The organism is Sorangium aterium (genome assembly GCF_028368935.1).
Classification (GTDB): Bacteria; Myxococcota_A; Polyangia; order Polyangiales; family Polyangiaceae; genus Sorangium; species Sorangium atrum.
Genome location: NZ_JAQNDK010000002.1, coordinates 808,526 through 821,645 on the forward strand (window position 1 = coordinate 808,526; position 13,120 = coordinate 821,645).

At 72.5% G+C, this 13,120-nt stretch carries 8 protein-coding genes; 5 read left to right on the plus strand and 3 right to left on the minus strand.

What is annotated here, in order from left to right:
- Positions 1-8 precede the first annotated feature (8 nt).
- Positions 9-1,040, plus strand: a complete 1,032-nt coding sequence (locus POL72_RS17995; RefSeq protein WP_272096640.1) for a hypothetical protein — start codon at positions 9-11, stop codon at positions 1,038-1,040.
- Positions 1,041-1,119: 79 nt separating this feature from the next.
- On the opposite strand, the gene POL72_RS18000 is transcribed toward POL72_RS17995, so the two are convergent.
- The 3 genes from POL72_RS18000 to POL72_RS18010 all read right to left on the minus strand — a co-directional run bounded on the left by POL72_RS18000 (position 1,120) and on the right by POL72_RS18010 (position 4,918).
- Positions 1,120-2,400: a DUF3237 domain-containing protein gene (locus POL72_RS18000; protein WP_272096641.1), complete on the minus strand. Its 1,281-nt coding sequence runs from the start codon at positions 2,398-2,400 to the stop codon at positions 1,120-1,122.
- Between the two features lie 78 nt (positions 2,401-2,478).
- Complete coding sequence (locus POL72_RS18005) at positions 2,479-3,531, minus strand: CE1 family esterase (protein WP_272096642.1); 1,053 nt, start codon at positions 3,529-3,531, stop codon at positions 2,479-2,481.
- Between the two features lie 214 nt (positions 3,532-3,745).
- Positions 3,746-4,918, minus strand: coding sequence for a hypothetical protein (locus POL72_RS18010; protein ID WP_272096643.1), 1,173 nt, complete (start codon positions 4,916-4,918; stop codon positions 3,746-3,748).
- 295 nt (positions 4,919-5,213) lie between these two features.
- Between POL72_RS18010 and POL72_RS18015 the strand changes: the two genes are divergently transcribed.
- From POL72_RS18015 to POL72_RS18030, 4 genes are all read left to right on the plus strand, one after another.
- A complete protein-coding gene (locus tag POL72_RS18015; protein WP_272096644.1) occupies positions 5,214-7,448 on the plus strand; it encodes a substrate-binding domain-containing protein in 2,235 nt (744 codons plus the stop codon).
- A 124-nt stretch (positions 7,449-7,572) separates the two neighbouring features.
- Complete coding sequence (locus POL72_RS18020; protein WP_272097935.1) at positions 7,573-9,894, plus strand: substrate-binding domain-containing protein; 2,322 nt, start codon at positions 7,573-7,575, stop codon at positions 9,892-9,894.
- A gap of 97 nt (positions 9,895-9,991) precedes the next feature.
- A complete protein-coding gene (locus tag POL72_RS18025; protein WP_272096645.1) occupies positions 9,992-11,050 on the plus strand; it encodes a hypothetical protein in 1,059 nt (352 codons plus the stop codon).
- A 275-nt stretch (positions 11,051-11,325) separates the two neighbouring features.
- The gene (locus POL72_RS18030; RefSeq protein WP_272096646.1) at positions 11,326-12,687 is read left to right on the plus strand and encodes a YciC family protein; all 1,362 of its coding nucleotides are present in this window, start codon (positions 11,326-11,328) and stop codon (positions 12,685-12,687) included.
- The last annotated feature ends 433 nt before the right edge of the window (positions 12,688-13,120 follow it).

A 13,120-nucleotide genomic window follows, 5' to 3' on the forward strand; every position in this document is an offset into this window, starting at 1 on the left:
GATCAACCGTGAAACGTCATCTCGTCGTGCACGAGGCGGGCAATGGGTCGGTCATGTTCAGGACCAAGGACCCACGAAAATGGAAGTCCTACCTCCAGAACCTGGGCGAGGTGTGCGGCGCGGCATGGCGAGACGATCTGTCAGAGGAGGAGGATCGCGCGTGGGCCGAGGCGCACCGGAAAGAGTTCCACCACTGGGTCGACGGCAGAGCCGCCCCGCCGTGGCCGATGCTGATCGCCGCCGTGAAGCGCGCGTTCGTCGCCGGCTATGGGGCTCTCGAGCGAAAGCCCACCACGGAGGCCGAGGCGCTCGCGCGCCTGGACAGGACCTATCTCTGGAAGCTGCTGACGGCCGAGGATGTGGCCCAGAGCCACGGCCCCGAGGCGCTCCGCGCCTTCCAGCGGGGCTTCCGGCTGGGACGAAGCCAGAGACCCTTCTCCACGAAGAGGAACATCCCCCGGATGGTGGATCCTCCCTATCACTGGTACCGCCAGCAGGCGGAGGCGAACTTGCTGGGGCCGAGCGCAGCTCGCGAGCGAGCCCTCGTGGCCGCATGGCGCGCGAGCGGCGCGAGTCGCGAGGACGTGGAGGCGAGCCAGCGAGCACTGCGCGAGCTCCATGCGAGCGCGTGGCGCGATGATGTGCCCGAGGACGATCGCGCGTGGGCCGAGGCGTACCGCGAGTCGTGCGCGCACTGGGTCACCGTCCACCGGCGCGATGCGGTGGCGCAGAGCGCCTACGAGGCATATCTCCGGAGCAGCGACGGAATCCTCGACGGGGAGCCTGCGCCACCCTCGCTGAGGCCATTCCACGACGACGCGAAACCATGGCTGGCCTTCGCGGATCGCGTCGAGGACGCGCCCGAGGACGAGAGCGAGCTCGCGACGGCCGAGGCGGCCGCGCGCGAGTACTGGGACGCGCGCTGGCGCGAGGCGCCGCCATGGGACGGCGATCCGGCCCAGGTCCACTGGCTCGCGGCGGTCCGCGCCGCGCGGGAGACGTCGGAGGCGATGGCCGACCACATCCCGAGGCCCTGGTAGCCTTACCCGAGGTGCCAGTCTCCGTGGTCGGTGTGCTCCGGCCTCCCGGAGGCGCCGGTGTCACCGCGGCTCTGCTGTTCTATTTGCGCTCGTAGAAGGTGAGGCTCACCCCGCCGCCCGCCGCGCCACCCGGGTCGGAGCTCACATAGGACTTCGTGTTGAGGATCGCATAGGGGCCGTCCGCGCGCGTCTCGAAGACAGGCACGAGCGCGCCGAACGGTCCGCAGTTCCTCACCACGATGACCTCGCCGTCCTTCGAGGACAGCGCGTACCGGGCGTCCAGCACCGTGGTCGACCCGATGAGCTGGTAATCCGCGCCTCCGGGGAGCACCGAGCCCGACAGGCCGCTCAGCAGCATTCCGCCGGTGACCGTGCCCCCGGTGATGGGAATGATGTTGCGCGTGCCGCGCTTGCTCGCGCCGACAGACACGGATGCGCCGAGCGAGACGGACTCGGTGAACACGCTGGAGCCCTTCGCCCCGGTCGCCGTCGAGCACTCCCACGATTGGTTCGGGACGCCCGCGGGATCCTTGAGCTGGATCTTCGGCTCTCCGGCGTCCACCTTGCTGATGTCGTAGATGTCGAGCTGGATCGTGCCCGCCGCGGCGTCGACGACGCGGGTGCCCGCGAACTTCCCGGTGTTGAGCCACGCGAGCGAGCTCGAGGTGGCGACCTCGAAGTCCGGGACGATCCGGACGACGTCATCGCCGGCGGCGGCCACGCCGCAGGTCCGCAGCAAGATGGGGGTGCCGTCGCTCGCCTTCAGGATGTTGATCTCCTCGAGCTCGACGGATCCGTTCGACAGCGTGAGCTCGAGATCCATGCCGCCCGTGAGGAACGTGGCCTGGATCTTGTCGCCCGTGAGCGTGCCCCCCTTCACGTCGAGGAGGCGGCGGTGTCCGAACTGGGTGGTCCCGACATCGTGGGTCTGGCCGAGCTGGAGCGTCGCCCGAAGGACGAGCTCGCCGCGCGTGGGGAGCGGAATGCCGTTCGGCATCCCGCAGGTCCACGAGGGATCGGGGACGATCGTCGCCTCCTCGCTGCCGTTGTCGCCGCCGCCGGCGCCGGGCGCCCCGCCTGCGCCGCCGCTGCTGCTGCCCGTCTCCTCGGCGCCACCGGTTCCCGTGGTTCCGCTGCCCGCGGTGGTTCCGCTACCCGCGGTGGTTCCGCTACCCGCGCCGCCCACACCGGCGTCGCCGCCCGTGCCGGTCGCTCCGCCGGAACCGCTCGACGCCGCGCCGCCGGAGCTGCTGCTCGTCGTCCCTCCGCTGGTATCGTCGGTCGACGAACCACAGCCTCCAGAGCAGATGCCCAGGATTCCAGTTATCAAGAGCTTCGCTGGCAGATTCTTGATCACCATTGCCGGACCCATCCGTTCAATCGCACGTTGCGATTCGATGCACCCTGAAACGGGGCGCTGGTTCGAGCGACGCCCGCTTCAGAACTGCGAGAAGAAGCTCCAGATCGACGCGCCGGAGTTGTTCGGCAGGGCGTGGTCCCCGTCGAACTCGCACCAGACGACGGGGTAGCCCGCGTCGCAGCCCTCGTAGCTGACGCAGGGGCTCGGCTCGACCGGCGTGGTCTGCTGACCGCAGTGGTTTCGCTCGAGGAAGACATCGCGAGCGCTCTGACCGTTCTTGACCGGAACCACGCTGTCGGCGTTGCCGTGGGAGCCCCACATGGCCACGGGATGGTCGCCGTCCTCGCAGCCGCTGTAGAGCGCGCCGGACATGGGGGCGATGGCGCGGAAGACGTCGCCCATCGCACAGCCGACCGCGTAGGACATCATGCCGCCGTAGCTGAACCCCGTCGAAAAGATCCTGCTCTCGTCGATGCAGAGCTCGGCGCGGAAGCGGTCGAGCATGGCGCGGAGGAACGTCATGTCGCGGCCCCCCGGGTTCTCCCAGCCCTGGTCGATGCCCTCGGGCGAGACGAAGATCGTCGAGCCGTTGGCGCGACTCTGGAGGCCGTAGTAGCCGCCGCCGAACCCGGTCGCGACCTGCTGGGCCGAGCCGCCTCGGGGATGCCAGGTGAAGATCAGCCGATAAGGGTGGTTCGGATCGTAGCCGTCCGGCACGGCGAGGATGTACTCGCGCGTCGTGCCCCCGACATCGATGCTGAAACGGCCGCTCTTCGGCGCGGTCGCGCTGCCGCAGCCCGCGCTCTGCGCGTCTCCTCCAGCGCCGCTCGATCCGGAGCCGGCAACGCTCCCGCCGCCCGCGCCAGTTTCCCCCGAGTCCGGGCGCCCGCCGCTGCCGCCTGCGCCGCTGACCGCCCCCGACGAGCCGCTGGTCGCCGACGGGCCACCGGTTGCCGACGAGCCACCCGTGGCGCCGGATGCGCTGGATCCGGGCCCACCGGGCCCTCCTGCGCTGCCGCCGGAAGATGCCTCGGTCGTCGCTTCTCCCTCGCTGGAGCAGCCCAGCGCCGCGAACGCCGCGAGCGCAACGAGCCCTGGAGCGATCACGCCGAAATTGCGAAGCGTTTTCATTCGTCCTCGCCTCTCTATTCTAAGATCGCCGTCCGTCCTCGCATCACCGATGAGGGTGACCGCAACGAGGTCGTACCCTATGCCTCAGGGCCGAGGCATAGGCATACTCGCCTATGCGTCGGCCCTGAGGCATAGGCATACTCGCCTATGACGCAATGCGAGACGTCACGCCCGGATGGGCGGACTGGACGATGCGGGATCCGGCGACAAGCGTTCAGCCGCTCGGATCGAGCTGCAGGCCGACCGTCCACGCGGCGCCGCCCGCCTCGTCCTTGACGGTGACGCGCCCCGTCGCGGCGTCGAGCTCGAACGCCGGGTCGCCGCCGTTCGGGGTCGTGTTCCCGTCGTGGACGCGGACGACCTTGTCGCCCTCCACCGTGCACTCCGAGACGCCGGTCGTGCCCGCGCCGTAGAGCATGCGGCCGGCGCACGCGAGGCGCGTGAGGCACTTGCCGCCTCGCGGGAGCGGCGAGACGAGCAGCGCGCACCTCGCGCCCGCCTTCACCGGGCTCGGTCCCGTGGACTCGGTCACGCGCGCGGACCGGCGCAGCGCCTTCCGGGTCGCGTCGAGGAGCGGCTCCCCCGCGACGGGCAGGCTCTGGTAAGCCAGCGTGAACTCGACGCGGTACGCGGGCACCGAGTCGCGCCAGACGGCGCCGGCCTTGCGGATGCTGTCGAGCGAGACCTCGGCCCGCTCCCCGGCGCGCGAGCCCTTGTCCTGGTACGAGAGGGCATAAGCAACCGTGCCAGGCGCAGGGCCGGAGTCCTCCTCCACGCCGGCGCTGAACATCGACATGCCGTTCAGCGGATCGCTCGACCTGTAGATCGGCTTGCCGCCGCAGAGGACCCGGAGCGCCGGCACGCGGATGTCGCTGCCCGAGCTCGCGAGCTCCGCCTCGACGGTGCACGCCGCGCCGGCCGCGAGGGGGAGCCCCGTGGCGCGCGTGACGGTCGCCCTCCAGGTCGCGGTCGCGGTCCGTGACGGCGCCTCGCTCGCCGGCGCGGCCGGCTCCGGCGGCGCCTGCGCTGGCTCGGGGACAGGCGCCGGCGGCTCGGGGAGGGGAGGCTGCTCCGGGAGGGGAAGGGGAGGCGGGGGCACCGCCGGCTGCTGGACGATCGCCATCGTCTCGCGCCCGGACCGCGCCAGCAGATAGCTCGCGGCCATCGCGCAGAGCCCCACGCCCGCCATCGTCACCAGGAGCGGCACCGCCGACGACCGCTTCGGCTGGCCGCGCACCGCGTCGAGCTCCCTGCCGAGCTGGTCGAGCACGCGGCGGGCCTCCGCCATCTGGCGCTCGATCTGCTCGACGCGCGCCGCCCGATCGCCGTCGCGGTGCTCCTCGAGCTCCTTCGTGGCCGCCGCGAGCTGCTCCTCGAGGCTGTCCACACGCCCTCGCAGCGCGTCTCGTTCGTCGCGGTATTGCATTGCTCGACGATACCACCGACCAGCTCGCCCGCACCGGCGGCGCGCCGGTCGTCGAAACGCGTGGAGACGCGTCGAAGCGCTTCGACACGCACGCAGCGTGTGGGGCGGCCATGTCCGCAGTCCGACGTCACGCGCCGGATTCCACGGCAGAACGCAAGACTTCTCGCCCGGGCCGGCGGCGCAGCGTATACGATGTAGCCGGTCCTCAGCGGTCGTGGGGAGGGCGGTCAGGTTGTGGAGCAGGAGGCCGTCGGGAATGGGTCAGGGTCGCCAGGGCAGTGCAGTACCGTTGCCGGAGCAGTGGGGCGAGCTGCCTGGCGCCGCGCGGTGGAAGGCCAGGGGAAACGCCGGCGCCTCCGGCCCTGATGCGCGCCGGTCCGAGAGCGCGCACCCGGCGGCTCGCCCTCCTACCCTCGGCGTCGTCGCCCCGTTTCTCTCCGGCGCGTTCTGGGGCCCTATCCTGCTCGGCATCCATGAGTCGGCCCAGCGGCGCGGGATCCGCACGCTGGTGCTGCGCGGCACGCCGTCCGAGGTCCTGGCCCCCTCGCTCGGCAGAGAGCAGGTCGACGGGTGGATCGTCGTCGTCGAGTTCGGCGGTCTCGAGGCGCTCGAGCGCGCGGGGGTCCCGTTCATCACGCTCGGCGCCCGCCCCGTCGACCTCCGCTGTCCTGCGGTGCTCCCGGACAACCACGGCGGCGTCCGGAACGCGGTGCTCCACCTGATCGAGCACGGGCACCGGCGCATCGCGTTCGTCGGCAACTTCACCGCGTACGACGTGCGCGAGCGCCGCGACGCCTACATCAGCACGCTCGCCGAGGCCGGGATCCCCTTCGACCCCGATCTGGTCATCCCGTGCGACAACAACATGTACAGCGGAGGCCGGGCCGCGGCGCCGGCGCTCCTCGCGCAGCTGCCCGCGTGCACGGCGGCCGTCTTCGGGACGGACAAGAACGCGCTCGGGACGATGGCGGAGCTGAAGGCGGCGGGCGTCCGTGTCCCCGAGGATTTCGCGATCATCGGCTTCGACGACGTCGTGGAAGCGCAGAGCACCGACCCGCCGCTGACCACGGTGCGCCAGCGGTTCGAGATGATGGGGAGCGCGGCGTGCGAGCTGCTCGCGTCGATGATCGCCGGCGAACCCTTCCCGCCCGAGGGCGTGCGCACGGCGAACGCGCTCGTCCTGCGGAGCTCGTGTGGTTGCAATGTGGTCCAGAACTTCCTCGACATGGAGGACGCGGCCTCCGGGGAGGACGCCGCCGACACCCTGGCCCGACAGATGGTCGAGCAGCTGCTCCTGCCGCGCCCGCTGCCGCCGGAGACCCCGCCGGCCGCGGTCTGGCCGGCGGTCACGCGGGTGGTCGACATGTATTTCGCGGCGCTCCGGGGCACCGCGCCCGCCCCGGCCGCCGAGCTCGAGCGAGCCTATCGCCAGGCCATCGCCATCACGCCCGATCTGGGGGCCCTGCTGTCGACGGCCCGCCTGATGGACCAGCTCCCGGAGCGGCGCCGCATGTCCCTGGACGCCGCGGCCAGGCGGCGGGTGCAGGACTTCGTGGAGCTCGCGCGCCTCGCGAGCGCGCGGGCGCGGCTCGACGCCGAGACCCACTCCGTCCACCAGCTCGGGGTGCTCGCGAGGACCAATTACGATGTGAGCTTCGCCCTGCTCGGCGGCACCCAGCAGGAGTACCGGTCGCTCTCGTGGCTCGAGACGACCACGATGGTCTGGGGTTGCCTCGCGCTGTGGAACGACCCGGCGGAGCGCACGGGCCTCGTCGTCGCGGGCGCCTACAGCCGCGACGGCAGCCCGGTCCCCGCGAACGGGAGCCGCCACCGGCTGGAGGCGTTCCCGCCGGCGGAGATGCTGCCGCCCTCGGCCGTGGACGGCACGTACATGGTGCTGCTCCTGCCGATACGCTCCGTGGAGCGCGACTGGGGGATCCTCGTGCTGATCGGCCCGGCGGTCGTCGCGATGACCGGGGACGAGGGGACGGTCGCGATCTGGGGGACGCTGCTCGGTGCGGCCCTCGAGCGCGACGCGCTGCTGGAGTCGCTGTCGGCGCGGCACGCCGACCTGCAGCAGGCGTTCGCGAGCGAGCGCGCGCTGTCGCAGACGGTGCGGGAGCTGGGCTGCCCGATCATCCCGCTCCTCGCCGGCGTGCTGCTCGTGCCGCTGATCGGGATGCTCGACAACGGCCGCGCCCAGCAGGTGCTCGAGAAGGTGGCCGAGGGGGTGAGCCGGCACGAGGCGCTGTCCGTGCTGCTCGACCTCACGGGCGTTCCGTTCGTGGACATCCAGGTCGCCCATTTCCTGGGCATGACCAGCCGCGCGGCTGCCCTGCTCGGCGCGCGGGTCTACCTGGTCGGCGTGCGCCCCGAGATCGCGGAGAGCCTCATCGACGTCGACCTCGGCGAGCTGGCCACGTTCTCCTCGCTCGCGACGGCGCTCCTCGAGCTCACGCCGGCGGCCGGGGGCGCGCCCAAGGCGAGGTGAGGGGCGCGCCAGGGAACTGTCGCTTTCCTCACCTCCCGCCCGAAATCGATTAAGGATGGCGCTCGCCACGGAAGTGGAGAGGCTCGGCCGGACGTGGGCGAGCAGGGCGGGAGGGAGCGCGAGGATGGATCAGGGGCGCCGCGACAGCGGCATCGTGGTGCCGGAGCAGTGGGGCGAGCTTTCCGGCGCTCCGGGGCAGGCGGCGGGCTCGGGGCGCGGCACCGGCTCTTCTTTCCCTCCGGCGCGGCGCTCGTCTCTCCCTCCGGCGCGGCGCTCGTCTCTCCCTCCGGCGCGCCGCACCGACGCCCCGCCGCTCCATGTCCCGGCAGACGGCGCCGCGGCCCGCCCTCGCACCCTCGGGGTGATCTCCCCCTTTCTCGACGGCTCGTTCTGGAACCCTGTCCTGCTGGGCATCCATGACTCGGCCCAGCAGCGCGGGTTTCGCACGCTGGTGATGCGCGGTACGCCGTTCGAGGTCCACGCGCCGTCGCTCGCAGGGGAGCAGGTGGACGGGTGGATCGTCCTGATCGAGCTGCATGGCCTCGAGGCGCTCGCGCGCGGCCGGGTCCCGTTCATCACCGTCGGCACGCGCGCCCTCGATGTCGCCTGTCCAGCCGTGATCCCGGACAACCACGGCGGGATGCGGAGCGCGGTGCGCCACCTGATCGAGCACGGGCACCGGCGCATCGCGTTCGTCGGCTACTTCGATGCATACGACGTGCGCGAGCGCTTCGCGTCCTACAAGGACACGCTCGCCGAGGCGGGCATCGCCTTCGACCCCGATCTGGTCATCCGGAGCGACAACAACTGGTACAGCGGCGGCCAGAGCGCCGCGCCGGCGCTCCTCGCGCGGCTGCCCGGGTGCACGGCGGCGGTCTTCGCGACCGACAAGAACGCGCTCGGGACGATGCCCCTGCTGAAGGCGGCGGGCGTCCGCATCCCCGAGGATCTCGCGATCATCGGCTTCGACGACATCGCGGACGCGGAGAGCGCCGATCCGCCGCTGACCACGGTGCGCCAGCGGTTCGAGATGATGGGGAGCGCCGCGTGCGATCTCCTCGCGTCGATGATCGCCGGCGAGGCCTTCCCGGCCGAGGGCGTGCGCACGGCCAACACGCTCGCCGTGCGGAGCTCGTGCGGGTGCAACACGATCCAGGAGTTCCTCGACAAGGAGGACGCGGCGCCCGAGGAGGACGCCGGCGGCGTCCTGGCCCGGCAGATGGTCGAGCTCCTGCTCCTGCCCCAGCCGCTCCCGCCCGACCTCCCGCCGACCGAGGTATGGCCGGCGGTCACGTCGTTGATCGACGGCTATTTCGCGGCGCTCCGGGGCGCCGCGCTGCCTTCGGCGGCCGAGCTCGGGGGCGCCTGCCGGCAGGCGGTCGACATCACGATGGATGTGGGGACGTTGCTGGCGACGATCCGCCTGCTCGGCCAGTTTCACGAGCGGCGCGGCGCGTCCCTGGACGACACGGCGAGGCGGCGGGTGGAGGCGTTCCTGGAGCTCGTGCGCCTCGCGATCGCGCGGGCCCGGCTCGAGGCCGAGAGTCAGTATGTCCGCCAGCTCGGGGTGCTCGCGAGGACCAATTACGATGTGAGCTTTGCCCTGCTCGGCGGCACCCAGCAGGCGTCCCGGTCGCTCTCGTGGCTCGAGACGACCACGGTGGTCTGGGGCTGCCTCGCGCTGTGGGATGATCCGCAGGCGCGCGCGCGCCTCGTCGTCGCCGGCGCCTACAGCCGCGACGGCAGCCCGACCCCGCCGATCGGCCGCCGCTGTCGACCGGAGGCGTTTCTGCCGGCGGCGATGCTGCCGCCGTCGGCGGAGGACGGCACGCACATGGTGCTGCTCTTGCCGATACGCTCTGCCCGGCGCGACTGGGGGATCCTGGTGCTCGTCGGCCCGACCCTCGTCGCCATGGCCGGAGACGAGGGGACGGTCGCGATCTGGGGGACGCTGCTCGGTGCGGCCCTGGAGCGCGACGCGCTGCTGGAGTCGCTGTCGTCGCAGCACGCCGACCTGCAGAAGGCGTACGAGATCGAGCGCGCGCTCTCGGAGACGGTGCGCGAGCTGGGCTGTCCGCTCATCCCGCTCCTGCCCGGCGTGCTGCTCGTGCCGCTGATCGGGATGATCGACGGCGGCCGCGCCAGGCAGGTGCTCGAGAAGGTGTCTGAGGGGGTGAGCCGGCACAGGGCATCTTCCGTGCTGCTCGATCTCACGGGCGTGCCGTTCGTGGATGCCCGGGTCGCCGACACGGTGGGCATGACCAGCCGCGCGTCCGCGCTGCTCGGGGCGCGGGTCTATCTGGTCGGCGTGCGCCCCGAGATCGCGATGAGCCTCGTCGGCGTCGACCTCGGCGTCCTGGGCACGTTCTCCTCGCTGTCGGCCGCGCTCAGCGAGCTCGCGCCGGCGGGGCGGCGCGCGCGCAAGGCGAGGCGGGGGGCGCCGTGAGCCGCGCGGCGAGGCGCCTTGACCCGCCGAGACGCGGCTGGCGTAGAATCGGTCCGTGCTCGCCGTGCATTGCCCGCGCTGCGGGCGACCAGCGCCTGTGTCCCTCGCCAGCCCGGATCTCATGGCCTGCGCGGCCTGCCACTACCGCGGCCCGCTGCCCGCGGAGGCGGCGCAGGGCCTGCGCGCCGCGGCGCACGCGGTCTTCCAGACCGACGTGCGCCGCCGCCAGCTCTCGGAGGCGCTGCGGCGGAGGCTGATCACGGCGTCGCAGCGGCACGCGCGGCTGCTCGTCGTGTTCGCGCTCGCGTCGGTGCCCATCACCCTGCTCGGCGCGCTCATCGCGCTGGGGGTCTGGGTCAGCCCCGACACGGAGGGGAACCTCATCACCGGCGGCATGGCGGTGGCGGCGTGGCTCGGCACCGTCGGGACCGGCGCGGCCGTGCTCGCGGTCATGCGCAGCAAGCAGCGGCGGCTCGAGGAGGCGTGCGCCGCGCGCCCACCGGCGGCCCCGGGCGAGCCGGCGGCGTGCCACGTGTGCGGCGCGCCGCTCGGCGCGGGCGACGGCGCGATCGCGCGGTGCGGCTTCTGCGCCGCCGACAACCTGGTCGCCGCGGCCGTCCTCGAGCGGGTGCGCGCGCGCCAGGTCGTGATCCTGCGGTCGTTCGAGCAGGCCGTGAGCGCCGAGCTCGCCGCGTTCGGCAGGGCGACGTCCGGCGCCGCCGCGGTCGTCGTGGCGACCGCGCTCGCGGTCCCTGTTGCCTCGTTCGCCCTCGGCGTCACCGTCACCCTGGTGGGCGAATCGAGGCGGCTGCCGGTGGACGCCGCCGTGACGTACGCGGTCGTCGGCACGCCGCTCGGGCAGTGCATCGGAAAGAGCGTGCCAGGAAAGGGCGGCGGCGCGGCGGTGCGGTTCGGCGGGTTCCGGCGCGACGAGCTGCCCGAGGAGCAGGCGATCGCGCCGGGAGCTCCGATCGAGGCCGTGTCGCCCGGATCCCTCGTCGGCCGCTCCGTGACGGCGAAGCAGGGGGCAGGCGTCGTTCAGGGGGTGTTCTCGTCGCCGCTCACGGGCAACTCCGTCGAGGTCCGGCGCGAGGATGGGACGTCGTTCACGAGCAGCATCGCCGGGCTGTGCCTGAGCGGCCCGCCACCGAGGTGATCTGCGCGTGTTTCGCCGCCGCGTCCAGCAATGGACATCGAGCGCTCAATCGCTGTTGATCGCCGAATGCTGCGCGCTCCGCGATTGCTGCGCTGTCCGCAATCGCGGAGCGCGCGCGGCATTCGGTCGTCGCACTCCTGCGTGGCGCGCGGCGCGGTGCGGGCGCGCACCGGGCGCCGCGCGCCGGAAGTTAGTTGTTCCGTGCCGGCGCCCTCCACGTATAGTGGGGGGTAGTTGGTTGGGGGTAGTCGGTATTCACACCCAGTGGAGACAAGATGAGCCAAGGTGGCTGGGGCGGGGGATCAGGGGGCGGTCAGGGCGGTGGTGGTTACGGGCAACCGCCGGGGGGTGGCTACGGTCCGCCTCCGGGCGGCGGCTACGGACAGCCACCCGGGGGCGCTGGCCCCGGTCAGCCTCCGGGCGGTGGTTACGGCCAGCCTCCGGGGCAGCCTCCGGGTGGTGGTTACGGCCAGCCTCCGGGCGGTAGCTACGGCCAGCCTCCGGGCGGCGGCTACGGCCAGCCGCCGGGGCAGCCTCCGGGCGGCGGTTACGGCCAGCCGCCGGGGCAGCCCCCGGGCGGCAGCTACGGTCAGCCGCCGGGGCAGCCTCCGGGCGGCAGCTACGGTCAGCCGCCGGGGCAGCCCCCGGGCGGCGGCTACGGCCAGCCGCCGGGGCAGCCCCCGGGCGGCGGCTACGGCCAGCCGCCGGGGCAGCCCCCGGGCGGCAGCTACGGCCAGCCGCCGGGGCAGCCCCCGGGCGGCGGCTACGGTCAGCCGCCGGGGCAGCCTCCGGGCGGCGGCGGCTGGGGCCAGCCTCCGGGCGGCGGCGGCTACGGCCCGCCCCCGGGAGGGGGTGGCGGCTGGGGCCAGCCTCCGGGAGGCGGCGGTTACGGCCCGCCTCCGGGCGGCGGCGCCGGCTGGGGTGGGGCCAACCCCTACCAGCCCCCGGGCGGCGGCGCGGGCTACGGCTCACCCCCGGGCATGGGCGGCTCGGCGTCGTGGGGAGCGGGAGATGCGGCGTCCTTCGGCTGGGAGCGCCTGAAGCGCGACCCCGCTGTCCTCATCGGCGCCATCGTGGTCGTCGGGCTCGCGTCGAGCGTCCCCAACGGCATCGGCGGAGGCATCCAGGCGGCGCTCGCGAGGGACGCGCCCTCCGCGGGGGCGGCCATCCAGTTCCTGATGCAGGGCGTCGCGCTCGTGGTCGGCGCCTACTTCGCCGGAGGCATGAACAACCTCCTCCTGAAGGTCGCGCGCGGCGAGCCGTACTCGTTCAGCGACCTCCTTGGCGGCGGGCGGTGGTTCCTGTCCATCCTGGGCGCCCAGCTCTTGACCGGCCTCGCTGTCGGCGTCGGCGCGCTCCTCTTGATCGTCCCCGGCGTCATCCTGGGGCTCGGCCTGAGCATGACCACGCTGTGCATCGTCGATAAGAACCTGGGCGCCATCGACGCCATGAAGGAGAGCTGGCGAATCACGACCGGCCACAAGGGCGGCCTCCTCGTCTATGGCCTGCTCGCCTGCGCGCTCGTGCTTGCGGGCGTGCTCGCCTGCTGCCTCGGCACGCTCGTGGCCGGGCCGGTCGTCGCGATCGGGCTGGCGTACATCTACCTGCGCCTGACGGGCCAGCCGACCGCGAGCTGAGCCTCACGAGGGCACGCTCCCGCGCAGCCCTCCGTCCTGCAAGCCGCGCACCCCGCGCTCTCGCCTCATCACCTTTCGCTCATCGCGCTTGGCCAAGCTCGTTCGGTCGCGCTCGGGGCACGAAGCCTGACCCCCGTCCCCAACCATCCCTCACCAACGTCGACGCCGACGTGAACGTGTTCGTGAACGTGAACGTGAACGTGGTCGTGGACGTGAACGTGGTCGTGGACGTGAACGTGGACGTGGTCGTGGTCGTGGTCGTCGACGACACGACGTGGACGTAAACGTTCTGCCGAAACCTTGGTCAACGAATGAGAGCCGTGACTTCCGGGTGACGTTCACGTTCACGACCTAGCCGTTGACGACCACGACCACGACCACGACCACGACCACGTTCACGACCACGACCACGACCACGACCGCGTTCACGACC

Excerpts from the sequence above, each read along its gene's own strand:
- POL72_RS18000 (WP_272096641.1), bottom strand. The coding sequence starts at position 2,400 with ATGGTGATCAAGAATCTGCCAGCGAAGCTCTTGATAACTGGAATCCTG.
- POL72_RS18020 (WP_272097935.1), top strand. The coding sequence starts at position 7,573 with ATGGATCAGGGGCGCCGCGACAGCGGCATCGTGGTGCCGGAGCAGTGG.
- POL72_RS18015 (WP_272096644.1), top strand. The coding sequence starts at position 5,214 with ATGGGTCAGGGTCGCCAGGGCAGTGCAGTACCGTTGCCGGAGCAGTGG.
- POL72_RS18005 (WP_272096642.1), bottom strand. The coding sequence starts at position 3,531 with ATGAAAACGCTTCGCAATTTCGGCGTGATCGCTCCAGGGCTCGTTGCG.
- POL72_RS18030 (WP_272096646.1), top strand. The coding sequence starts at position 11,326 with ATGAGCCAAGGTGGCTGGGGCGGGGGATCAGGGGGCGGTCAGGGCGGT.